We start from the raw sequence: 21,635 nt of genomic DNA on the forward strand, positions 1-21,635 counted from the left end.
TCAACGGCCAGAAGACCTGGACGACGATGGCGCAGCATGCCGATTGGGGCTTCTTCCTCGTCCGCACCGATTCCGATGCCAAGCAGCAGGAAGGCATCAGCTTCCTTCTGGTCGACATGAAGACGCCGGGCATCACCGTGCGCCCGATCATCACCTTGGGCGGTGAGCATGAGGTGAACGAAGTCTGGCTCGAAGACGTCCGCGTGCCGGTTGAAAACCGCGTTTATGAAGAAAATAAAGGCTGGACCTGCGCCAAGTTCCTGCTCGCGCACGAACGCACCGGCATCGCCGGCGTTGCAGCTTCTAAGCGCGGCATCGAACGTATCAAGGACATCGCCCGTTCCGAACAAGATGGCGACCGTCCGCTGCTCGCCAACCCCTTCTTCAAGCGCAAGGTGGCCGAACTGCAGACCGATCTGACCGCACTCGAATTCACCGAGCTGCGCAGCCTTGCCGGTGAAGCGGCTGGCCGCGGCCCGGGACCGGAATCGAGCCTGCTCAAGATCAAGGGCTCGGAAATCCAGCAGCGCATAACCGAACTCGCACTGGAAGCGGTCGGCCATTATGGCGCGCCTTACTTCCGCGGCTTTGGCGAGGGTGACAACGAGCACCCGATCGGCCCGGACTATGCACACCGCACCGCGCCGAGCTATTTCAACATGCGCAAGACCACCATTTATGGCGGATCCAACGAGATCCAGCATAACATCATCGCCAAGATGGTTCTGGGTCTTTGATCGCAATTCTCCCCTCCCGCTTGCGGGAGGGGCCGGGGGAGGGCCTGATAGGTCCCATGGCTCGCCATGCACGCCCCCTCCCCTAACCCCTCCCGCAAGCGGGAGGGGAAAACGATGAGGAGAGTTTGAAAATGGATTTTACCTATAACGAAACCCAGGGGATGATCCGCGACACGCTCGCGCGCTTTCTGGCCGATACTTATGATTTCGACACCCGCCAGAAGATGATCGCGACCGATGCGGGCCGTGATCCGGGCATCTGGAATGCGCTTGCCAACGAACTGGGCCTGCTGGGCGCAGCCTTTGACGAAGAGCATGGCGGCCTTGGCGGCGGCGCTCTGGAAAACGCGTTGCTGATGGAAGAATTCGGCAAGGTCATCGCGATCGAGCCTTATCTGCAGACCGTCGTCATTGGCGGCGGCGCGCTGAAAGCTGTCGGCGGTGCTCAGGCGGCAGCCCATATCCCCGGCATCATCTCAGGCGAAACCATCATCGCCTTCGCCTATGCCGAGCCGCAGGGTCGTTATGACCTCGCCAATATCCGCACTACGGCGAAGGCCGATGGCAGCGGCTATATCCTAAACGGCCATAAGGGCGTTGTTTACTGCGCACCCTGGGCAACGCATCTGCTCGTCACTGCACGCACAGGCGGCTCGACCCGCGAACGCAACGGCGTTGAGCTGTTCCTGATCGACGCCAACCTGCCCGGCATCACCCGCCGCGACTATCCGACCGTCGACGGCAACCGCGCTTCAGAAGTCTATTTCGAAAATGTCGCCATTCCGGGCGACGCTCTGCTTGCTGGCGGGATGGACCTCATCGACCGTGTGGTCGACGAGGCAACCGTTGCCGTATGTGCCGAAGCCACCGGCGTGATGGCCAAACTGCACGAAGGCACGCTCGACTATTCGAAGCAGCGTCAGCAGTTCGGCCAGCCCATTGCCCGCTTTCAGGTGCTGCAGCACCGCATGGTCGACATGTTCATGGAAGTCGAGCAGGCCAAGTCAATGACGACCTATGCCACGCTGCATCTCGACAAACCTGCGCACGAGCGCATGGCCGCCGTATCGCAGTGCAAGGCGAAGGTTTCGCGCGGCGCCAAATTTGTCGGCCAGAACGCGATCCAGACGCATGGCGGCATCGGCATCACGCAGGAACTGGCGATCGGCCATTACTTCAAGCGCGCGACGCTCATCGAAGGCCAATTTGGTTCTGCAGATTATCACTATGACCGGTTTGAACGGCTTGTTATCGACGAAGCCGCATAAAGCACGCATCGCCTATACTGTCCCCGGGACCATCCCCGGGGACAGCTTTTCAAACAATCCGCTGTAAAAGGCGGATTTTATTTTTTGTGCACTGCACCATTTTTATTGACTCCCATCCCCTAAATCATTATTGTGCACTGCAACAAAACAGAAATGGTGCATGAAAATGGCAAGCAAAGCTGAAACGACCGCAACCAAGGCCCGCAAGACTGCGGCACCCAAGGTTGCGCCCGCAAAGCCGGTTGTCACTGCAGCCGAAGCCAAGCCTGAAAAGGCTGAGCAGTTGGTGACGAGCATTGTCTCTGTGGATGACAAACCCCTCTCTGAAGGAGTCAAGAAAATGACTGACACCGTAGAAAAGACCGCCAAGGAAGCACAGGCCAAGGCTGCAGACTTTTTCGCCGACGTTCGCGAAAAGGCAACCGAAGCTGCTGAAAAGGGCAAGAAGCTCGCTGCCGAAGCAACTGAGTTCAACAAAGCCAACCTCGAAGCGCTGGTTGAAGCCGGCAAGATCGTCGCCAAGGGCGCACAGGATCTGGGCAAGACCAACCTCGAATATGCCAAGAAGAACTTCGAAGAAGCTCAGGCAGCCGTCAAGGAAGTCACCGGCGTGAAGAACCCGACCGACTTCGTAAAGCTGCAGGGCGAATGGATGCGCAAAGGCTTTGACACTGCGGTTGCGCAGGGTTCGAAGAACACCGAAGCGCTCGTCAAGCTTGCAAACGACATGTTCCAGCCGATCTCGAACCGTTTCGCGGTCGCTGCCGACTTTTTCAAGAAGGCTGCATAAGCCTTCCTGAAAGATTGCGTCGGGGCGTTAGAGCACCTGCCCCCTCTCTCCTCTCCTCCCTGGAGGCAGGAAACCAGACAAACCGGCGCATTTTGAAAGAGCCGTCCTTCCCAACCGGAAGGGCGGCTTTTTCTTTGTGCGCGATTTACCATTAACAGCACTTGCGGAACGCCCCCACCTTACCCTATTTTCAGGACATGGCTTTGGACCGGAATTCAAATATTCGCGTTACAGCGGGACCAGACGGCGATCGGGACGATACACGCGGTCCGGGCGTCGGGCTTGCCACGCGCACCCGGCCCAAGACCAAGAAGCCCAGCCAGTATAAAGTCCTGCTGCTCAACGACGATTACACGCCGATGGAATTTGTCGTCCATGTCCTTAAGGCTTTTTTCCAGATGGATACCGAGCAAGCGACGCGGGTGATGCTGCATGTTCATCAAAAGGGCGTCGGCGTGTGCGGTATCTTCACCTATGAGGTCGCCGAAACCAAGGTGAACCAGGTGATGGACTTCGCCAAAAAGCACCAGCACCCGCTGCAATGCACGCTGGAGAAGGCGTGACTTAGCGCGCCACTCGCGCTTCCCTCTCGGCCAGCAACGCAGGCGACATCTCGCCTTTCAGTTCACCATAACCCAACGTCTCGCCGCATTGCGGGCAAGTGGTAGAAAGCCCGACGTCTGCACCACATTTCCGGTGCGTATAGCGAACAGCTCGCCCAAACGCGCCATTTTCCTCGGGCGCATAGGCCCAGCGTTCGGCCCAGTTGCGCATGGCATAGAGCACATCGAACAACGCCTTGCCTTTTTCGGTGAGCCAATATTCGTGGCGAACGGGGCGTTGCTGGTAAGGCCGTTTTTCGATTACGCCCTCCCGTTCCATCCGCTTGAGCCGGTCCGCCAAAATCTGCGGACCAAGGCCGGTGTTCGCCTGAAAGGCTTCAAACCGACGTACCCCGAAAAACAGGTCGCGCAGTATCAGCAACACCGCGCGATCACCGACAAGTTCCGCCGAACGGCCAACCGGGCAAAAAGTGTCTGATAGATCGGTTCGGCGCGGCATATCATCGGGTCTCTTCAATATCTGCTTGTCACTATGATTATCATAGTTACTATGTTGCACAAGGAGATTCGAAAATGTCTGCAGCCCTGATTATCGGTGCCGGTGATGCAACCGGCGGCGCCATCGCCAAAGCCTTTGCCGCCGAAGGCTACACCGCCTGCGTCAACCGCCGTGTGCGCCATGCCGACAAGCTGGAGGAACTGGCGCAATCGATCCGCGATGGGGGGTATAAGGCGCAAGCCTATCCAGCGGATGCCCGCGACGAGGATGCAATGATCGCCCTGGTCGAAAGCATCGAACGCGATATCGGGCCTATCGAGGTCGCTATATTCAACATCGGCGCCAATGTGCGTTTTGGCATCACCGAAACAACCGCGCAGGTCTATCGCAAGGTCTGGGAGATGGCGACCTTCGCTGGTTTCCTGATGGGCCGCGAGGTGGCAAAACATATGGTGCAGCGCCAACGTGGCACGATTATCTTTACCGGCGCGACCGCCTCGATCCGGGGAGGTTCGGGCTATTCGGCTTTCTCAGGCGCGAAAGCTGCGCTGCGCATGCTGGCCCAATCGATGGCGCGCGAACTCGGGCCGCAGAATATCCATGTCGCGCACAGCATCATCGATGGCGGTATCGACACCGAATTCATCCGCGGCTTGCGCCCCGATTTTGACGACGCCAAGGCAAACGATTTGGTGCTGTCACCGGAAGCCATTGCTGCGCAATATGTTGCACTGCATAAGCAGCATCGTAGCGCCTGGACCCACGAGCTGGACCTGCGCCCTTGGGGAGAGACATGGTGAGCAAAAGCTTTGAATTCCTGTTCGATTTTGGTGGCCCTAATAGCTTCCTTGCCCACAAAGTTCTTCCAGAACTCTGCGAAGAGACCGGCGCAACTGTCACCTATGTTCCGATCCTGCTGGGCGGACTTTTCAAAATCACTAACAATCAGGCGCCCATGATCCGCTATGCAGAAACCCCGGCGAAGCGAAATTACGAAATGCTCGAATTTGACCGTTTCGTGCAAGCGCACGCTATTCCGTTCAAAATGAACCCCAATTTCCCTATCAACTCGCTGCATCTGATGCGTGGTGCGGTTGCTGCGCAGCATTTGGGATGCTTCATGCCCTATGTTGAGGCTGTTATGGCTGCAATGTGGGAGGAAGGCGCGAACATGGGCGACCCCACTGTTGTGAGAGAAGTGCTCGATAAAGCCGAACTGGATGGTGCGGCAGTGCTTGCCAAGGCGGACGACGCGGAAGTAAAAGCCGAACTGGTGGCAAACACCGAAAAGGCAGCCGCACGCGGCGCATTCGGTGTCCCAACATTCTTTGTTGGCGACGAGATGTTCTGGGGCAAGGAACGGCTCGGTCAGGTCTCGGAGGCGCTGCGTTCCCAGCTCTAACTTCGTCACCCCCGCGAAGGCGGGGGTCCATCACCGGCCGAATAAATTTCAACCGCGGGTGATGGATTCCCGCCTTCGCGGGAATGACGAGGATTGGGTGTATTGCGCGAATGGCAATTCACGCTAAACGCTTTCATATGGACAAAATAATCATTCGCGGCGGCAACAAGCTGAAAGGCAAAATTCCGATTTCAGGAGCAAAGAACAGCGCATTGACGTTGCTTCCCTGCGCACTGCTCACCGATGAGCCGCTGACTCTGCGCAACCTGCCGCGCCTTGCCGATATTGACGGCTTCCAGCACCTGATGAACCAGTTCGGCATTTCGACCACGATCGCCGGTTCCCGCCCCGAAGATTTCGGCCGCGTGATGACGCTGGAAGCAACCCGCATCACCTCTTCGGTCGCACCCTATGAACTGGTTCGCAAGATGCGCGCCTCGATCCTCGTGCTCGGCCCCATGCTCGCCCGCATGGGTGAAGCGACCGTTTCGCTACCGGGCGGCTGCGCGATCGGCAACCGTCCGATCGACCTTCACCTAAAGGCGCTTGAAGCCTTTGGTGCGGAGATCGAACTGGCATCTGGCTATGTGAAGGCAACAGCGCCCAAAGGCGGCCTGCCCGGCGGCAGCTATACCTTCCCTGTAGTCTCGGTTGGCGCCACCGAAAATGCCCTGATGGCAGCCGTGCTCGCCAAGGGCACCTGCGTCCTCCACAACGCCGCGCGCGAGCCGGAAATTGTCGATCTGTGCAATCTCCTCGTCGCCATGGGTGCCGAAATCGAAGGCATAGGCAGTTCGGACCTGACCATCCACGGCAAGGATCGTCTGCATGGCGCAACCTATCGCGTGATGGGCGATCGCATCGAGGCTGGCAGCTATGCCTGCGCGGTTGCCACCACCGGCGGCGAGGTTGAACTCATCGGCGCTAATGAGAGCGAAATGCAGGCAACGGTCGATGCACTGCGGGCCTGCGGTGTCACCGTTGAGTCGATCAAGGGCGGTTTACGTGTAGCCGCAGAAGGTCGGTTGAAGCCCCTGACCATCTCTACAGCCCCTTACCCTGGTTTCGCCACCGACATGCAGGCGCAGTTCATGGCGATGCTGTGCATGGCCGATGGCGCCAGCGTGCTGACCGAAACCATCTTCGAGAACCGTTACATGCACGTCCCCGAACTCAACCGCATGGGCGCGCATATCGAAACCAAGGGCCGGACGGCTATCGTGCACGGTGTGCCCAAGTTGACCGGAGCACCGGTGATGGCAACCGACCTGCGCGCATCGATGAGCCTGATCATCGCAGGCCTGGTCGCCGAAGGCCAGACCGAGGTCAGCCGTATCTATCACCTCGATCGCGGTTATGAACGGCTGGAGGAAAAGCTGAGCCTCGTCGGCGCTGACATTGAACGGGTCGGGGCGGACTGAAGGATTTTGCAGCCACTTGATAAGCATGTGAACTTCGGGCAATTTACCTGCAGAGGGATTGTTCGATGAAGTCTGTTAAGTCCATTTCCGGCAACCGGCATCCTGTGCTGGAATCAATCCGTCACAGCCCGATCGCCACCGTGGTCAGCGACCCCCGGCAAACCGACAACCCATTGATCGCCGTCAACCAGGCCTTTCTCGATCTGACCGGCTATGACGAAGATGAGGTGGTGGGCCGAAATTGCCGTTTTCTGCGCGGGGCCAAAACTGAAACTGCGCAAACGGAAAAGCTACGTGTCGCTATCGAACAGCGAACACCAACAATCGCAGAGTTGGTAAATTACAAAAAGGACGGCACCCAGTTTCGCAACGCCGTGATGATCGCGCCATTGTTCGATGCCGATGGAGAAATCGAATATTTCGTTGGTTCGCAGATTGAAATTGCCAAGACCGAGGACAGCATCACCGCGATCCGCCAACAGCAGGCAGCGGCCCTTGTCGACACATTGTCGCCGCGTCAGCGCGAGATACTGAAACTGATGGCGCAAGGCTATCGAACCAAGCAGATCGCCTATATGCTGACCCTCAGTGAAAAGACCGTGCAGATGCATCGCATGCTGTTGTTCAAAAAATTGTCGACATCCAATGCCGCCGATGCCGTCCGGATTGCCGTAGAGGCCGGCATCTGACAGCGGTTTTACCCTATGGGTATAAAGCCGTATGGTTAAACTCTCTACGATAGCGCAATTTTGTCCGTACGGAGTGGTTGATGCAATCACCGTGCCAGCAAAGTGCAGCCCCTGAATCCCTCCCTTAACTGCACTTGAAAACATCGCCTGCGTCCCCCCCGAACATGGCGATGAGGCTGGTAACGGCAGTTGCTGGTTGCGTTTGCCGCTCCGTGTTGTTGTCAGAAGTTATCGAGCCATAACGTTATATATGGTTTCGGGTCGCAACTGATGCCGCTCCTGCCTCCCGCAGGGCGGCATTTGTTTACGTAGCGCCTCCCGCTCTCAATCGTTCAACGAGCCAGATCCGTATCGCTCCAGCAAGACCGCTGGGCGTAGGCGAAGCGAGCCGCTCATTATCGATCGCTGCAACGAGCGCATTGACCGGCAGCCCGGTCTCGTCCGAAGCTGCCTTCAGCATATCCCAAAACAGCGGCTCCAGGCTGATCGAAGTCTGGTGCCCTGATATGGTGACGCTGCGCTTGACCGGCGGATGATAAGGCGACCGGTCAGCCATCATCAATACATATGCTGCCCGCCGTTGATCGACAGCGTCGATCCGGTGATAAAGCCCGCATTGTCGCTGGTCAGAAATTCGACACCGCGGGCGATTTCATCGGCCTGGCCAAGGCGTCCGATGGGGATCTGCGCGACAATTTTTTCCATCACATTGTCAGGTATCGTCGCGAGCATTTCGGTCGCAATATATCCTGGGGCGATGGCATTGGCGGTGACGCCAAAACGCGCGCCTTCCATCGCCAGCGACTTGGTGAAGCCGTGGATGCCTGACTTGGCGGCAGCATAATTGACCTGGCCAATCTGCCCGCCCTGCCCGTTTACCGAGCCGACATTGACGATACGGCCCCATTTGCGCTCACGCATTCCGGCGAACACAGCCTTCGCCATATTAAAGCAACCGGTCAGGTCGACGCGGATAACCTCGTCCCATTGCTCGAATGTCATTTTGACCATCGTCGCATCGCGGGTGATGCCCGCATTGTTGACCATGATATCGATCGGGCCGAATTCGGATTCGATAGCCGCACAGGCATCTAGGCAAGCCTGATGATTGCCGACATCCCATTTGCGGACGGCAATCCCCGTGCGGTCGGAAAACTCCTTGGCGGCTACGTCATTGCCGCCATAGTTGGCGATGACAAAGCGTCCCTTTTCTTTCAGCTTCAGGCTGATTGCCTCACCAATACCGCGTGTTCCACCGGTAACCACCGCTATGCGCGTCATAAAATCCACTCCTGACTGTTTATTAGTCTTATGAGTGGCATAACCAGAGTTGGGGCGGGCAACAAGTTTCCGTAAACGTCAGTGCATCGCTATTCACAGCCAGCCGGAAAGTTCGCGCCGCACGAGGGCTTCGAGCATATCCATGCCAGGCTCACCGGCATTCAGGCAGGGCAGATAGGCATAATGCTCCCCGCCTGCTTCCTCGAATTGCTCCTTGCCCTGCATCGCCAGTTCTTCGAGCGTTTCGAGACAATCGGCGGAAAACCCAGGCGCGAAAATGGCGATCTTCTTTTTACCCTCGGCCGCCAGTCGTTTGATTGTGTCTTCGGTCGACGGCTCAAGCCATTTGGCGCGACCGAAGCGTGACTGGAAGGCGATGGTCAAAGGCTTGCCCACAGCTTCGGAAAGCAAGCGCGCTGTTTTCTGGCACTGGCAATGATAGGGATCGCCCAGATGCAACGTCCGCTCCGGCATGCCGTGGAAGCTGGCGACAATGGCGTCGGGTTCGAAATCAAGCTTTGCCAGTTCCGCATTCAGCGTTGCGGCCAACGCCGACAAATAGGCCGGGTCATCATGGTAGGCGGGCAAGGTGCGCAGTGCGGGTTGCCAGCGCATTCCGGCCAGCGTGCGAAAGGCCTCATCGACCACAGTAGCGGTCGTTGCTCCCGAATATTGCGGATAGAGCGGCGCGAGCAGGATGCGACTACAGCCATCGGCCTTCATCGCCTCCAACTGGCGGGCGATGGCCGGCTCGCCGTAACGCATGGCAAAGCGCACATCGACTTCGCCACCTAAACGCGCTTGCAGGTTCTCGGCTTGCGCCTTGGTGTAGACAGCCAATGGGGAGCCATCCGGCATCCAGACCTTGGCATAATTGGCCGCTGATTTTCGCGGCCGCACGTTCAGGATTATGCCGCGCAATATCGGCTGCCAGATGAGAGAAGGGATTTCGACCACCCGGCGGTCAGAAAGAAACTGCTTCAAATAGCGGCGCACCGCCGATGCGGTCGGCGCTTCAGGCGTACCCAGATTGACCAGCAACACGCCGATGCGCGGTGTCTTTACGGGAGGATGGTTGGCAGGAATATTCATGCGCTGCGCTTACCGGTCACAGCCCGCGCGACAATAAGGGCAATTCCCTTAGCCGAACCCCGGCAGCCGAAAACAGCGCATTTGCAATTGCAGGCGCAACCGCGGGAACACCCAGTTCGCTGACCCCGCCGGGCTCCTCATCATTGCGAATGAATTCAACGTCGATTTCTGGAATATCCGAAAGCAGGGGTAAATCGATGTCGCGCAGGCGGCGAGCTATCGGCAAGCCATTTTCATATTCGGTTGCAGCGCCCAAAGCCTGCGCCAGACCGAAAATGATTCCGCCTTCGATCTGCTGTCGAGCCAGTTCGGGATTGATCAGCCGCCCGCAATCGACAACCGCCGAAATTCGCTCGACACGCACACCCTGCTCTCCGGTGCGAGCAGTCGCGATGACCGCGATATGGCTGCCATACATTGAATGGCATGCCAGCCCTTTACCGCTGTTTTCCGCGCCACCATCCCAACCCGCAAGGGTCGCGACGCCGGTAAGGCAACGCGCCAGTCGCGTCTGCCCCACCAGCATCTGCATGCGGTAAGAGAGTGGCTCAATGCCTGCTGCTGCTGCCAGCTCGTTGACAAAACTTTCTACGAAGAAAGCAGTGTAACTATGTGCATTGCCGCGCCAAAGGCCCGTGGGTAGCGGCAGATCAACCGGGAAATGATCAACACTCAGATTGGGGATCGCATAGGGCGGAAGCGCGCCTTCGATCGCGAGCGGATCATGCTCGTCCGCAGCGGACTTCCAAGCCTCGACCGTGCCGTCCCCTTTCAAACGACGCACCTGCTGACGCGCAAAAGAGGGAACTGCGATGCGTATCGCCATTCCCGCAATCACTCCGCCCTTGCCCAAGGCTGCCGTCATACGGGCATGCGCGGGCGGGCGGACGATATCGCGAATGAAATCCTCCGGCCGCGACCAGACAAGCTGCACTGGCCGCCCGGCATGTTTGGCAAGTATTGCCGCTTGCCCCGCGATGCGGGAATCAAGGTTGCGGCCAAAGCTTCCCCCTGCCAGCATTTGGATAAGCGTCACATCATCGGGCGATATACCGATCGCTTCGGCCGCCGCCGTTCGGGCCGCCTCTGGTGCCTGCGTCGCCAGCCACAGGGTCAGTCGCCCGTCTTTATAGTCTGCCGTTGCACTGCGCGTTTCAATAGGTGCATGAACGGCCGGTTGGACGGCAAATTGGCTGCGATATACGCGGGTACCTGCCGCCTTTTCGAGTGCTCCATCGACCGAGCCTATGTCGACAAATCGCGATCCGGGGCCTTTGTTCAGCGTCCGCTCCATCGCCTCGTTCATCGTTGCGCTGTCTGGCCTCCTGCCTGTGGTGGCGAAGACCGGCGACATCGCATCGAGCGCCTTGTTCGCCGCCCACCAATTGGTCGCCAGCGCCGCCACCCAGCCATCTGTGCGAACAACATCGACAAGGCCCTTAATATCCGCTGCTCCGGCGCGGTCCATTTCCTTGAGCCGCGTATCCCCTATCGGGCCAGCCCGCACCGAAGCGTAGAGCATATCAGGCAGTCGAACGTCGCCGGCAAAGTTCGCGCTGCCATCCACTTTTGCAGCAGCGTCAAGCCGGACGGCCTCCCTGCCAGACAGACTGTTAACTGGCGAGACGCGCAGCGGGATCGGACTGGGCGGGTCATAAGTCGATGCCTCTGCAACCAGTTCGGCAAAGGGTATGCGTTTCTTTTCAAAGGTGACAAAGCCATTGGATGTTTCGCAGTTTTCCCAAGCGGTATCCCACCGCTCCGCCGCCGCTTGACACAAAACCGTCCGGGCTGCCGCGCCCGCCATGCGGCAGGGGCGTTCGAACTGGCGGATTGAGGTTGACCCTGCGGTAATCATGAAGCCGCTGCGCTTGGCCCATTTTTTGCTGATTGCGTCCGAAACACCCGAATTTGCCAATACGCCGACCGACGCGGGCAAAAAGGCGGAGCTCCATTCGCGGACGAACAGGTCATTGGCGAAGTTGGGGCTCGGCAAAGCAGGCTGCACAGCCACTGTGCGCCAGTCTGCCCCCAATTCGCCCGCGACAATCTGGGCCAAGGCGGTATAGCTGCCCTGCCCCATTTCGGATTGGGGGACAGCGATCGTAACGCGCCCATCCTCACCAATTTTCAGCCACGGCCCGAACAGATGTTCCCCTTTTTCGAGCATCATATTGGGCAAATATTCGCGCGGCCATAGCGCCCAGGCAACAAGCAGACCGACCCCGACGCCGCCACCGATCAGCAAATTGCGCCGCGATAGCTCGATGCCAGGCTTGTCAGTCATGCAGCAGCGCCCCGATGATTATCAATCCAAGTGCTGACTCGACGAGCAATATCGGCAAAGGCACCCGCCACTGGACCTTCACCCAGCGCTGGCGGTTCGCCCGCATCACTTGCCAGCCGCACCGAAATGTCGAGCGGGATGCGGCCAAGAAAGGGGATGCCCAGTTCTGCCGCTGCTGCTTCTGCTCCGCCACGGCCGAAGGGATCGCTGACTTCCCCGCAATGCGGGCAGATATAGCCGGCCATATTCTCTACCAGCCCGATAATCGGAACCTGCGCCTGATTGAAAAACCCGATCGCGCGCGTTGCATCCATCAGCGCGAGATCCTGCGGTGTCGAGACGATAACCGCGCCAACCGGCTTATGCTTCTGGATCATCGAAAGCTGGATGTCGCCCGTGCCCGGCGGCATGTCGACTATGATCTCGCGCACATCGCCCCAATGCGCGTCGACCAGTTGCGACAGTGCCTGCCCAGCCATCGGCCCCCGCCACGCAATCGGCTGACCAGGCGCCGCCAGTTGCCCCATCGACAGGAAGGGCACGCCGCCTGCACCGATGGTGGGGAACATCTTCTTCCCCTCGGCCTCGGGCTTGACGCCTTCGAGCCCAAGCAGGCGGGTTTGCGAAGGTCCATAGATATCGGCGTCGACAAGGCCTGCAGCTCGCCCTGCCCGTCGCATAGCAACCGCCAAATTGGTCGACAATGTCGATTTGCCGACCCCGCCTTTGCCGCTCGCCACGGCGATTAATTTTGGAACGATGCGCTCCGCTGTTTGCAGCAGTCGCAACGGCACACCCGGCGCGGCGGCGGCGACTGCCGCTTTGATGCTTTCAGCCAGGGATTCGCGGCCCGCTTGATCAAGCCCTGCGACATCGACCATCATCGAAATCGCACCGTCCTTTTCCTTGATCCCACTGGCGCGGCCTTGCGAAATCCCGGCAACCGCAGCTTTGATTTTGTCGATTTCAACCATGCCAAAGGCGAATAGAATCAGATTGTCGGGAATGACACTGTTTTTCTTGAAACGGCGTACCTATATGTTGGCCATGATGCAAAATGAGGATGGCGGGGCGCCGCAGGCGTCGCACAATGAAAGCAAGGGGCCTTGGGATCTTCCCGGGTCTGGGGACAATAACGGGTCGGGGGCCAAAGCCGGAGGCGGCAAACCCTCCAAACCTGCGGCGTCTGCCGGAGATGATGGTGCAAAACCGTCCAATCCCTGGGAGCCGCAAGGTGCATCAACCGGTCGCACACGCGGCCCTTCGCTCGAAGAAATCTTTCGGCGCGGCGGCGGCAAGGGTGGCGGATTTGGTGGCCTCCCTCCGCGCGCCAATGGCAAAAGTTGGTGGCCGATCATAGGCCTTGGCTTCCTGGCGATCTGGATTTTGTGGACGAGCATCCATCGCCTCGACCAGCAAGAGGAAGGTGTCGTCACTCTGTTCGGCAAATATTCGCGCACCGTCGGTTCGGGCATCAGCTTTACATTGCCGGCTCCAATCGAACAGATGCAGAAGGTTGACGCCTTGCAAGTGCGCACAACCTCTATCGGATCCGCAAACAGCAAAAGCGAAAATCTGGTTCTGACAAAGGACCAGAATCTGATGGATATCGCGTTCGACATCCGCTGGTCGATCAAGAGCCCGGAGCTTTATCTGTTCCAGCTCGATGATCCGGCAGGCACCGTGCAAGAAGTCGGCGAAAGCGCGATGCGCGCCGAGCTTGCCAATTTCGACTATAACGAAGCCGTTGGTGTTGCGCGCGGATCGATCGAAGCCCAGGTCAAGCAGCGGATGCAGGCGATCCTCGACGAATATAGGTCGGGCGTCGCCATCAGCAGCATTTCGATCCGCCAGTCGGACCCGCCCGAAGAAGTCAAAGCCGCCTTCCGCGAAGTCAACAGCGCGCAACAGCGGCGTGAACGCTATCTCAACGAAGCCCGCGCCTATTCGAGCCAGGTAACCGAGTTAGCAGCCGGCCAGACCGCCGAGTTCGACAAGATCTATGAGCAATATCGCCAGGCACCTGAAGTCACTCGTCGGCGCATTTATTATGAAACCATGGAGCAGGTGTTGAGCAAGGTAGACAAGACAATTGTCGAATCGGGTAATGTCACGCCTTACCTGCCGCTGCCCGAGCTCCAGCGCCGCGCAAAAGCCGCCAGCGACAGCACCGTAACCGTAACGGGGAAGCAATGATGTTCGGTTCTTTGAAACAAAATCCTGTCGCACTCGGATTAGGTGGTCTGGCGTTGCTAGTCTTGCTCAGCATGTCGATCTCGATAGTTCCAGAGACCAAGCAGGCGATTATTTCGAGCTACGGCCAACCGTTACGGGTCGTGAACCCCTACAAGCCGAACCAGCAGTTCGGGGATACATGGGCAGGGCTGACCTTCCGCATCCCCTTTGTCGAGCAGATCCAGTGGGTCGACAAACGGGTGCTCTCGGTTTCGATGCAACCACAGGAGGTGCAATCAACCGACAGACGGCGTTTGCGCGTCGATGCCTTTGCCCGCTTTCGCATCGTAAAGCCTGCAAAGATGTATCAGGCTATCCGGACCGAAGAGGCACTGAAAGCGCAGCTACAGACCATCCTCGAATCGCGCCTGCGCAACGAATTGGGCAAACGGTCGTTCGAGACCTTGCTCAGTGCCGAACGCGGCGCCGTCATGGACAATATCCAGGCGTCACTCGACCGTGAGGCGCGCAAATATGGCGCACAGATCATCGACGTCCGCATCAAGCGCACCGATCTTCCCGAGGGCCAGTCGCTGCAATCCGCTTATCAGCGCATGCAATCGGCGCAGCAGCAGCAGGCGATAGCGATCGACGCCGAAGGCCAGAAGGAAGCGCAGATCATCCGCGCGGAAGCTGACGCTAAGGCAGCGCAAATCTACGCGCAAAGTTATGGCAAGGATGCAGATTTCTACGATTTCTACCGATCGATGCAGTCTTATCGGCGGACCTTCCAGCAAGACAGCCAGAATGGAGACGGTAACACCACGGTCGTTCTGTCGACCGACAATGATTATCTGCGCAACTTCCGCGATGGACGTTAACATATAGTCATTCGTCGAACGCAATCGGCGCTTTGCAAAGCGGTTGGAAGCGACATATTTTCGTTCAATCGGCGTTCATTTTTTTGCCGCAAGGACGATTGGGTTTTAATACCGGCGCTGCCGGTGTGATTATGAATGAGAGGAATGACTATCGTGCGTTACGCTTATGGAGTGACCGCCCTTCTCCTGCTTTCGGGCAGCGCCTTTGCGCTTTCGACCGGAAACCCCGGACCTGTCACCGCGACCGGCCCCGTCGCAATCGCCCAGTCCGGCCTCGCCCCGCGCGGTGCGCCGAACAGCTTTGCCGATCTGGCAGCCCAGCTGCAGCCGGCCGTGGTCAACATCGCGACCAAGCAAAAGGTCCAGGTTGCCACCAGCTTCAACCCCTTCACCGGTGAACGCCGCCCCGTCACGCAGGAACAGCAAAGCGGTGGCTCGGGCTTTTTCATCAGCGCCGACGGCCTGATTGTAACCAACAACCACGTCATCGCAGGCGGCCCCAAGGGTGACGCGGTTGATGAAGTCAATGTAACCCTGTTTGACGGCCGCGAATTCAAGGCGGAAATCCTCGGTCGCGACGCGACTTCAGACCTCGCCTTGCTCAAGGTCAAAGTCAGCGGCGTTCCCTATGTCGAAATGGAAAGCTCGCAGAAGAATCGCGTTGGCGACTGGGTGATTGCCATCGGCAACCCGCTCGGTCTTGGCAGCACGGTGACAGCAGGTATCGTTTCCGCCCTGCAGCGCAATATCGGTGCCGGTGGCGCCTATGACCGTTTCATCCAGACCGACACCGCAATTAACCCCGGCAATTCGGGCGGCCCGTTGTTTAATCTCGATGGCAAGGTCATCGGTATCAACAATCGCCTGATCTCTCCGGTCGGTGCGAATATCGGCGTTGGCTTCGCAATACCTGCCGAAGAAGCCATTCCGGTTATCGAGTCGCTGAAAAAAGGCGTTACCCCGCAACGCGGCTATCTGGGTATCGGCATACAGCCCGTTGGTGCAGACATGGCCGACGCTTTGGGCATCGACAAGAATAAGGGCGAATTCGTCACGCGCATTGTGAAGGATGAAGCTGCTGACAAGGCAGGCCTGAAGGAAGGCGACATTGTCCTCAAGGTCAACGGTCGCGATGTAACTCCTGATGAGACCTTGTCGTACATTGTCGCCAATGTGAAGCCGGGCACACGCATTCCGCTCGACATCCTGCGTGAGGGTAAACCGATGCGGTTGACTGCAACGGTTGGCACCCGCCCAAGCGAAGAAAAGCTCGCCCAGAGCACCTTCGATCCTGACGAAAACAAGGATTTTGACCAGCAGGGCGAGAATGCGGACAGCAAGGCCGTGCGCGATACGCTCGGCGTCAGCGTCATACCGCTGGATCCCGAAATAGCGCGCCAACTTGGCATGGGCGCTGATGTAAAGGGCGTTGTCGTTGACATCCCGGGTTCGGGAAGTGCAGCCCAGGCCGGTATTCGGCGCGGCGACGTGCTGGTGTCGGTCAATTACAAGCCGGTGACCAATACTGCACAATTGGCCGCAGCTATCGCTGAAGCCAAGAGTGGCGGACGCGGCGCTATCCTCCTCGGTGTCAAACGCCGTGGTGCGCCGACGCAATATACCACAGTGCGGATCGATGACTGATCCCGCTACCAACTGATCCAAAGGGGTGTTAGTGAGTGTCGCATGACGCTGACCGACACCCCTTGGCGCGATGACGCCGAAAGCCTGCTTCCCGACCTTGTAGAACTCCGCCGCGCGATCCATCGCGAGCCCGAACTCGGCCTGCAGAACCCCAAAACGCTGGCCAAGATAAAGGCCGCGCTTGCCGGACTTCCGCTGGAATTTCGCGAAGGTCCATCGACAACGGGCCTGTTGGCCATTTTGCGCGGGCCGTCCAATGGCCGCACCGTGTTGCTGCGCGGCGATATGGATGCGCTGCCGCTGCACGAAGACACCGGCCTCGACTTTGCATCCGAAACAACCGGCGCGATGCATGCCTGCGGACATGACACTCATGTCGCGATGCTGGTGGGTGCGGCAAAGATGCTGTGTGCGCGTAAGGAGCAATTGACTGGCACCGTCTATTTCATGTTCCAGCCGGGCGAAGAAGGCCATCATGGCGCGCGCTTCATGCTCGACGACGGTTTGCTGGATCCGCTACCGGATGCTGCTTTTGCCCTCCACATCATGCCGAATGCGCCGCGCGGGATTTTCACCGGTCGCTCAGGTCCGTTGCTCGCCTCATCTGACGTTCTGTCGATCAAGATAACCGGCAAAGGCGGTCATGCCTCTATGCCGCACGATGCAGTCGATCCGATTCCGGTCACCTGCGAAATCGTCTCGGCAATCCAGACGATGGTGACGCGCAAGGTTTCTGTGTTTGACCCCGCGGTCATCACTATCGCCAAGATCGAAGCGGGGACAACCAATAACATCATCCCCGAAACCGCCAACCTGCTCGGCACCATCCGTACGCTCAGCCCGCGACGGCGCGCTATGGTCGCCGAAGAATTGCACTGCCTCGCCCCTGGCATAGCCGCAGCCCATGGTTGCGAAGCGCAGGTGCAAATCGAGCAAGGCTTTCCGGTCACGCTATGCGACGATCGCGCGGTACGGTTCGGGCAGGAGGTGGTCGAAGCCACTTTCGGAACCGAAAGCTGGAAGACGCTCGACGCACCGATCATGGGCGCGGAGGATTTTGCCTATGTTCTCGAAAAGGTGCCCGGCGCGATGTTCTTCCTCGGGGCGAGCCATGAAGGCGATGACTGGCGGCAATGCTGCGGCCTGCATTCGAACCGCATGGTGCTGGATGAAAGCGTGATGGCCAAAGGTGCAGCGCTGCATGCCGCTATAGCGGAACGCTTTCTTGCCGAAGGCTTTGATTCCTGACCAATTTCATTTAGCACCGTGGCCCTGAGCCTGTCGAAGGGCGCTTCTCAGTCAGCGCCACGCCGATAGACGCCCTTCGACAGGCTCAGGGCTACGGTCTATGTGCAACCAGAATTGAAACAGGGGAAATCCATGCCATCCGGTCTCGCCGCGCTTCTTGACGACATCGCCACTATCGCCAAGGTCGCTGCGGCCTCAGTTGACGATGTTGCCGCCGCTGCGGGTAAGGCTGGCAGCAAGGCCGCCGGTGTGGTGATTGATGACACCGCGGTTACCCCGCAATATGTGACGGGCTTCACCCCAGATCGCGAACTGCCGATCATCTGGCGGATCGCCAAGGGTTCGCTGGTCAACAAGATCATCATCATCCTTCCTGTAGCGTTGTTGCTCAGCTTCTTCCTGCCATGGGCGATTACCCCGCTGCTGATGCTTGGTGGTGCTTTCCTCTGCTTCGAAGGGGCGGAAAAAGTCCTCGAAAAACTGATGCCGCATGAGGAAGAGACACTGGCCGAGGAATTTGCCGAAGTCTGCAGCAAGACTCATGAAGAGAATATGGTGAAGGGTGCCGTGCGCACCGACTTCATCCTCTCCGCCGAAATTATGGCGATTGCCTTGAACGAAGTAAAAGGCCTTGCGGAAACCTCGATATGGCTGGAGGCCGCCGTATTGGCACTGGTCGCGATTGTCATCACAATTGCGGTTTATGGCGTGGTCGGCTTCATCGTGAAGATGGACGATATTGGCCTGCACATGGCGCAACGCAAAAATGGCGCAACGCAGGCGCTGGGTCGCGGACTGGTTAAGGGCATGCCCAAGTTGATGACTTTCCTGTCAGTCGTTGGCACCGCAGCAATGCTGTGGGTCGGCGGCCAAATCATCGTCCATGGCTTTGGCCTACACCCCGCCGAATGGTTCGGCCTGCACGAAGGCGCGCTGGCATGGATAGTCGATGCAGGGCTATCCGGTGTCGCAGGGTTGGCAGTTGGTGCCGCTATTGTCGGCGTGCATCATATGTGGGTGGCGCGGAAAAAGGCTTAGGGTACCAACACCGTATCCCGCGCTTCTGGCAACAGTTTCGGATAATCCAGCGTATAGTGCAGCCCGCGGCTTTCCTTGCGCGATAGCGCGGAGCGGATGATGAGGTCGGCCACTTCGACCAGATTGCGCAGCTCGATAAGGTCGGGCGTCACGCGGAAGTGGCTGTAATAATCCTCCACCTCCCGCCGGAGCAGGTCGATGCGATGCTTGGCGCGTTCGAGACGCTTTGTGGTGCGCACGATGCCGACAAAATTCCACATGAACTGGCGGATTTCGCGCCAGCATTGGGCGATCACGACTTCCTCATCGCTGTCGGTTACGCGGCTTTCATCCCAAGGACGAATGGCGGGCGGTGGCGGCAATTCATCCCAATGCGCGTCGATATGCGCGGCGCATGCATCGCCGAAGACGAAGCATTCAAGCAGCGAATTGGACGCCAGACGGTTGGCCCCGTGCAGCCCAGACTGGGTCACTTCGCCCGCCGCGTAGAGCCCCGGCGCGTCAGTACGACCATCCAGATCCACCAGCACACCGCCGCAGGTATAATGCTGTGCAGGCACGACCGGGATTGGCTCCTTGGTGATATCAATGCCCAGCCCCATCAGCTTTTCATAGATATTGGGGAAATGCTCGCGAACGAATTCCGGTTCCTTGTGGCTGATATCCAGATGCACATAATCAAGGCCGTCGCGCTTGATTTCGCCGTCATTGGCACGTGCCACAATGTCGCGCGGAGCCAGCTCTGCCCGCTCGTCATAGTCGGGCATATAGCGGTGCCCGGTCTTCGGGTTTTTGAGGATACCGCCCTCACCGCGCACCGCCTCTGTAATCAGGAAATTCTTGACCTCCAGATTGTAAAGGCAGGTCGGGTGGAACTGCATCATTTCCATGTTCGACACGCGGCATCCCGCGCGCCAAGCCATTGCGATGCCATCGCCTGTCGCCCCTCGCGGTGCGGTCGAATAGAGATAGGTGCGCCCTGCCCCGCCGGTCGCGAGGATGGTGGCGCGCGCGGTGAACGCCTCTACCTTCCCGATCTTGCGGTTGAGTGCGTAAATGCCATGCACCCGCCCGCTGGTCGAAAAGCGCTCTTGATGCCGACCGACGATAAGGTCGATCGCGACCATATCAGGTACCAAGGTGATATTGGGATTATCGCGCGCCGCCGATTCCAGTGCTTGCTGCACCGCCCAGCCGGTCGCGTCGTTGACATGGACGATGCGGCGATGGCTATGCCCGCCTTCGCGCGTCAGATGCCATTGCTCGCCAAATTCATTGGTCGGCCCGCCGAGATTGAACGGCACACCCAGCTTCGCCAGCCGGTCGATCGCCTGAGGGGCATGTTCGATAACAAATTCGACGGTTGCGCGATTGTTTAACCCCGCGCCCGCCACCATCGTGTCTTCGATATGGCTTTCAAAGGTGTCGCCCGGCTCGAGCACCGCTGCAATCCCGCCCTGCGCCCATGCCGTGGCACCATCGGACAGCGCACCTTTGGCCAATACGGTGACCTTATGCTTCTGCGCCAGCTGCAGCGCTGCTGTCAGCCCTGCAGCACCCGATCCGATGATGAGAATGTCGGTTTCCACCAGTTCACTCCGCGCTTCCGCTGGTGAGGCTTAGGAACACGTCTTCAAGGTCGGCTTCCTTGGTGGTCACGTCGATAATGCCAAGGCCCAGCCCCTGCACCGCCGCCAGCACTTCACCTGCGTTCATGCGGTCCTTGTTATAGGTGATCTCGACCGTGCGGTCGGCGACCAGTTCGGTTTTTTCAAACGCATCATGCTTGGGCGCTTCGGCGACATCGCGGTCGAGCGTCAGCACCACTGCCTTTTCGCGCGCCATTCCGACCAGTTCTTTGGTCGGCTTATTGGCTATCAGCTTGCCATGGTTGATGATCGCGATGCGGTCGCACAATTGCTCGGCTTCTTCGAGATAGTGGGTGGTCAGTACAACCGTGGTGCCCTGCTCGTTGAGTGCAACCACATATTCCCAGAGCTGTTGGCGCAATTCGATATCGACGCCTGCGGTAGGCTCATCAAGCACGATCACCGGCGGCGAATGCACCATCGCCTTGGCCACCAGCAGCCGCCGCTTCATCCCGCCCGATAGCGTGCGCGCATAGGCGTCGGCCTTGTCCTCCAGTCGCACGGCCTTCAGCAATTCCATCGAACGGCGTTTATCCTTTGGCACGCCGTACAGCCCGGCAAACAGCTCCAGCGTTTCGAATGGCGTGAAAAAGGGATCGAACATGATCTCTTGCGGCACAATGCCAATCGAAGCCTTGGCGTTGCGCGGATTGACGTCGATGTCGAATCCCCAGATACTCGCATGACCGGAGGTCTTTTGCACCATGCCCGCCAATATGTTGATAATCGTAGATTTTCCGGCGCCATTTGGTCCCAGAAGTCCAAAAATCGAACCACGTTCGACGTCAAAGCTGACACCGTCGAGCGCCTGCTTTCCATTAGAGTAGCGTTTCGTGAGATCACGGATCGAAATGGCGGCTTGTGTCATAGATGTTAATCGATAGCCGAGGCCCGACCCGCACGCAACGCAAGGCTTTGCATCAAGGGGTTAAGTCTGGTTAACCATAGACGCTAAGGCAAATTTGCGAGGA

21 protein-coding genes are annotated in these 21,635 nt (G+C 58.5%); 13 read left to right on the forward strand and 8 right to left on the reverse strand.

Annotated features, from left to right (window positions below; all coding sequences use genetic code 11):
* The 4 genes from PKC81_RS11265 to clpS form a co-directional block, all read left to right on the forward strand.
* Positions 1 to 737: acyl-CoA dehydrogenase family protein (locus PKC81_RS11265; RefSeq protein WP_324336118.1), on the forward strand; the 737-nt coding region annotated here is incomplete at its 5' end.
* Positions 738 to 868: 131 nt separating this feature from the next.
* A complete protein-coding gene (locus PKC81_RS11270; RefSeq protein WP_324336120.1) occupies positions 869 to 2,005 on the forward strand; it encodes an acyl-CoA dehydrogenase family protein in 1,137 nt (378 codons plus the stop codon).
* 166 nt (positions 2,006 to 2,171) lie between these two features.
* Positions 2,172 to 2,795: a phasin family protein gene (locus PKC81_RS11275; RefSeq protein ID WP_324336122.1), complete on the forward strand. Its 624-nt coding sequence runs from the start codon at positions 2,172 to 2,174 to the stop codon at positions 2,793 to 2,795.
* A 197-nt stretch (positions 2,796 to 2,992) separates the two neighbouring features.
* Positions 2,993 to 3,358, forward strand: coding sequence for an ATP-dependent Clp protease adapter ClpS (gene clpS, locus PKC81_RS11280; RefSeq protein ID WP_298596548.1), 366 nt, complete (start codon positions 2,993 to 2,995; stop codon positions 3,356 to 3,358).
* A 1-nt stretch (position 3,359) separates the two neighbouring features.
* On the opposite strand, the gene PKC81_RS11285 is transcribed toward clpS, so the two are convergent.
* A complete protein-coding gene (locus PKC81_RS11285; RefSeq protein ID WP_324336126.1) occupies positions 3,360 to 3,857 on the reverse strand; it encodes a helix-turn-helix domain-containing protein in 498 nt (165 codons plus the stop codon).
* Between the two features lie 74 nt (positions 3,858 to 3,931).
* On the opposite strand from PKC81_RS11285, the gene PKC81_RS11290 reads away from it, so the two are divergent.
* The 4 genes from PKC81_RS11290 (at position 3,932) to PKC81_RS11305 (ending at position 7,369) form a co-directional block, all read left to right on the forward strand.
* On the forward strand, positions 3,932 to 4,657 hold the full coding sequence (locus PKC81_RS11290; RefSeq protein ID WP_324336128.1) for an SDR family oxidoreductase: 726 nt from the start codon (positions 3,932 to 3,934) through the stop codon (positions 4,655 to 4,657).
* Positions 4,651 to 5,259: a 2-hydroxychromene-2-carboxylate isomerase gene (locus PKC81_RS11295; RefSeq protein ID WP_324336129.1), complete on the forward strand. Its 609-nt coding sequence runs from the start codon at positions 4,651 to 4,653 to the stop codon at positions 5,257 to 5,259. Before PKC81_RS11290 ends, PKC81_RS11295 begins: the two co-directional genes overlap by 7 nt.
* A gap of 137 nt (positions 5,260 to 5,396) precedes the next feature.
* Positions 5,397 to 6,680 carry a UDP-N-acetylglucosamine 1-carboxyvinyltransferase gene (gene murA, locus PKC81_RS11300; RefSeq protein ID WP_324336131.1) on the forward strand — a complete coding sequence of 428 codons (1,284 nt, stop codon included), beginning with the start codon at positions 5,397 to 5,399 and terminating at the stop codon, positions 6,678 to 6,680.
* Positions 6,681 to 6,745: 65 nt separating this feature from the next.
* Positions 6,746 to 7,369, forward strand: a complete 624-nt coding sequence (locus PKC81_RS11305; RefSeq protein WP_115550040.1) for a LuxR C-terminal-related transcriptional regulator — start codon at positions 6,746 to 6,748, stop codon at positions 7,367 to 7,369.
* Positions 7,370 to 7,673: 304 nt separating this feature from the next.
* Here the strand turns inward: PKC81_RS11305 and PKC81_RS11310 are convergent, their stop codons facing one another.
* The 5 genes from PKC81_RS11310 to PKC81_RS11330 all read right to left on the reverse strand — a co-directional run bounded on the left by PKC81_RS11310 (position 7,674) and on the right by PKC81_RS11330 (position 13,003).
* Entirely contained in the window at positions 7,674 to 7,928 is a 255-nt protein-coding gene (locus PKC81_RS11310; protein WP_324336134.1) for a ribbon-helix-helix domain-containing protein, read from the reverse strand.
* The gene (gene phbB, locus PKC81_RS11315) at positions 7,928 to 8,650 is read right to left on the reverse strand and encodes an acetoacetyl-CoA reductase (protein ID WP_324336136.1); all 723 of its coding nucleotides are present in this window, start codon (positions 8,648 to 8,650) and stop codon (positions 7,928 to 7,930) included. Before phbB ends, PKC81_RS11310 begins: the two co-directional genes overlap by 1 nt.
* Positions 8,651 to 8,743: 93 nt before the next feature.
* Complete coding sequence (gene hemH, locus PKC81_RS11320; RefSeq protein ID WP_324336138.1) at positions 8,744 to 9,742, reverse strand: ferrochelatase; 999 nt, start codon at positions 9,740 to 9,742, stop codon at positions 8,744 to 8,746.
* Between the two features lie 16 nt (positions 9,743 to 9,758).
* Positions 9,759 to 12,029: a molybdopterin cofactor-binding domain-containing protein gene (locus tag PKC81_RS11325; RefSeq protein ID WP_324336140.1), complete on the reverse strand. Its 2,271-nt coding sequence runs from the start codon at positions 12,027 to 12,029 to the stop codon at positions 9,759 to 9,761.
* Positions 12,026 to 13,003 (reverse strand): Mrp/NBP35 family ATP-binding protein, encoded by a 978-nt coding sequence (locus tag PKC81_RS11330; protein ID WP_324336142.1) that lies wholly within the window; start codon positions 13,001 to 13,003, stop codon positions 12,026 to 12,028. The genes PKC81_RS11325 and PKC81_RS11330 overlap by 4 nt, the downstream gene beginning before the upstream one ends.
* Before the next feature lie 31 nt (positions 13,004 to 13,034).
* Between PKC81_RS11330 and PKC81_RS11335 the strand changes: the two genes are divergently transcribed.
* The 5 genes from PKC81_RS11335 to PKC81_RS11355 all read left to right on the forward strand — a co-directional run bounded on the left by PKC81_RS11335 (position 13,035) and on the right by PKC81_RS11355 (position 19,015).
* Positions 13,035 to 14,225 carry a protease modulator HflK gene (locus PKC81_RS11335; RefSeq protein WP_324336144.1) on the forward strand — a complete coding sequence of 397 codons (1,191 nt, stop codon included), beginning with the start codon at positions 13,035 to 13,037 and terminating at the stop codon, positions 14,223 to 14,225.
* A complete protein-coding gene (locus PKC81_RS11340) occupies positions 14,225 to 15,085 on the forward strand; it encodes a protease modulator HflC (RefSeq protein WP_324336170.1) in 861 nt (286 codons plus the stop codon). The genes PKC81_RS11335 and PKC81_RS11340 overlap by 1 nt, the downstream gene beginning before the upstream one ends.
* Before the next feature lie 171 nt (positions 15,086 to 15,256).
* Positions 15,257 to 16,729, forward strand: a complete 1,473-nt coding sequence (locus PKC81_RS11345) for a trypsin-like peptidase domain-containing protein (protein ID WP_324336146.1) — start codon at positions 15,257 to 15,259, stop codon at positions 16,727 to 16,729.
* A 42-nt stretch (positions 16,730 to 16,771) separates the two neighbouring features.
* Positions 16,772 to 17,977, forward strand: a complete 1,206-nt coding sequence (locus PKC81_RS11350; RefSeq protein ID WP_324336147.1) for a M20 family metallopeptidase — start codon at positions 16,772 to 16,774, stop codon at positions 17,975 to 17,977.
* A 132-nt stretch (positions 17,978 to 18,109) separates the two neighbouring features.
* On the forward strand, positions 18,110 to 19,015 hold the full coding sequence (locus PKC81_RS11355; RefSeq protein WP_324336149.1) for a DUF808 domain-containing protein: 906 nt from the start codon (positions 18,110 to 18,112) through the stop codon (positions 19,013 to 19,015).
* On the opposite strand, the gene nadB is transcribed toward PKC81_RS11355, so the two are convergent.
* Both nadB and PKC81_RS11365 read right to left on the reverse strand, forming a co-directional pair.
* Complete coding sequence (nadB, locus tag PKC81_RS11360) at positions 19,012 to 20,604, reverse strand: L-aspartate oxidase (protein WP_324336151.1); 1,593 nt, start codon at positions 20,602 to 20,604, stop codon at positions 19,012 to 19,014. The two genes, PKC81_RS11355 and nadB, sit on opposite strands and share 4 nt — an antisense overlap.
* Before the next feature lie 4 nt (positions 20,605 to 20,608).
* Positions 20,609 to 21,532, reverse strand: coding sequence for an ABC transporter ATP-binding protein (locus PKC81_RS11365; protein ID WP_324336153.1), 924 nt, complete (start codon positions 21,530 to 21,532; stop codon positions 20,609 to 20,611).
* Positions 21,533 to 21,635: the final 103 nt, after the last annotated feature.

It is taken from the genome of Sphingorhabdus sp., from assembly GCF_035329025.1.
Taxonomy (GTDB): Bacteria; Pseudomonadota; Alphaproteobacteria; order Sphingomonadales; family Sphingomonadaceae; genus Sphingorhabdus_B.

What these genes read in the sequence shown, in the direction of transcription:
- PKC81_RS11270 (WP_324336120.1), top strand. Translation starts at nt 869, where the DNA reads ATGGATTTTACCTATAACGAAACCCAGGGGATGATCCGCGACACGCTC.
- PKC81_RS11275 (WP_324336122.1), top strand. Translation starts at nt 2,172, where the DNA reads ATGGCAAGCAAAGCTGAAACGACCGCAACCAAGGCCCGCAAGACTGCG.
- clpS (WP_298596548.1), top strand. Translation starts at nt 2,993, where the DNA reads ATGGCTTTGGACCGGAATTCAAATATTCGCGTTACAGCGGGACCAGAC.
- PKC81_RS11285 (WP_324336126.1), bottom strand. Translation starts at nt 3,857, where the DNA reads ATGCCGCGCCGAACCGATCTATCAGACACTTTTTGCCCGGTTGGCCGT.
- PKC81_RS11290 (WP_324336128.1), top strand. Translation starts at nt 3,932, where the DNA reads ATGTCTGCAGCCCTGATTATCGGTGCCGGTGATGCAACCGGCGGCGCC.
- PKC81_RS11295 (WP_324336129.1), top strand. Translation starts at nt 4,651, where the DNA reads ATGGTGAGCAAAAGCTTTGAATTCCTGTTCGATTTTGGTGGCCCTAAT.
- murA (WP_324336131.1), top strand. Translation starts at nt 5,397, where the DNA reads ATGGACAAAATAATCATTCGCGGCGGCAACAAGCTGAAAGGCAAAATT.
- PKC81_RS11305 (WP_115550040.1), top strand. Translation starts at nt 6,746, where the DNA reads ATGAAGTCTGTTAAGTCCATTTCCGGCAACCGGCATCCTGTGCTGGAA.
- PKC81_RS11310 (WP_324336134.1), bottom strand. Translation starts at nt 7,928, where the DNA reads ATGATGGCTGACCGGTCGCCTTATCATCCGCCGGTCAAGCGCAGCGTC.
- phbB (WP_324336136.1), bottom strand. Translation starts at nt 8,650, where the DNA reads ATGACGCGCATAGCGGTGGTTACCGGTGGAACACGCGGTATTGGTGAG.
- hemH (WP_324336138.1), bottom strand. Translation starts at nt 9,742, where the DNA reads ATGAATATTCCTGCCAACCATCCTCCCGTAAAGACACCGCGCATCGGC.
- PKC81_RS11325 (WP_324336140.1), bottom strand. Translation starts at nt 12,029, where the DNA reads ATGACTGACAAGCCTGGCATCGAGCTATCGCGGCGCAATTTGCTGATC.
- PKC81_RS11330 (WP_324336142.1), bottom strand. Translation starts at nt 13,003, where the DNA reads ATGGTTGAAATCGACAAAATCAAAGCTGCGGTTGCCGGGATTTCGCAA.
- PKC81_RS11335 (WP_324336144.1), top strand. Translation starts at nt 13,035, where the DNA reads ATGACACTGTTTTTCTTGAAACGGCGTACCTATATGTTGGCCATGATG.
- PKC81_RS11340 (WP_324336170.1), top strand. Translation starts at nt 14,225, where the DNA reads ATGTTCGGTTCTTTGAAACAAAATCCTGTCGCACTCGGATTAGGTGGT.
- PKC81_RS11350 (WP_324336147.1), top strand. Translation starts at nt 16,772, where the DNA reads ATGACGCTGACCGACACCCCTTGGCGCGATGACGCCGAAAGCCTGCTT.
- PKC81_RS11355 (WP_324336149.1), top strand. Translation starts at nt 18,110, where the DNA reads ATGCCATCCGGTCTCGCCGCGCTTCTTGACGACATCGCCACTATCGCC.
- PKC81_RS11365 (WP_324336153.1), bottom strand. Translation starts at nt 21,532, where the DNA reads ATGACACAAGCCGCCATTTCGATCCGTGATCTCACGAAACGCTACTCT.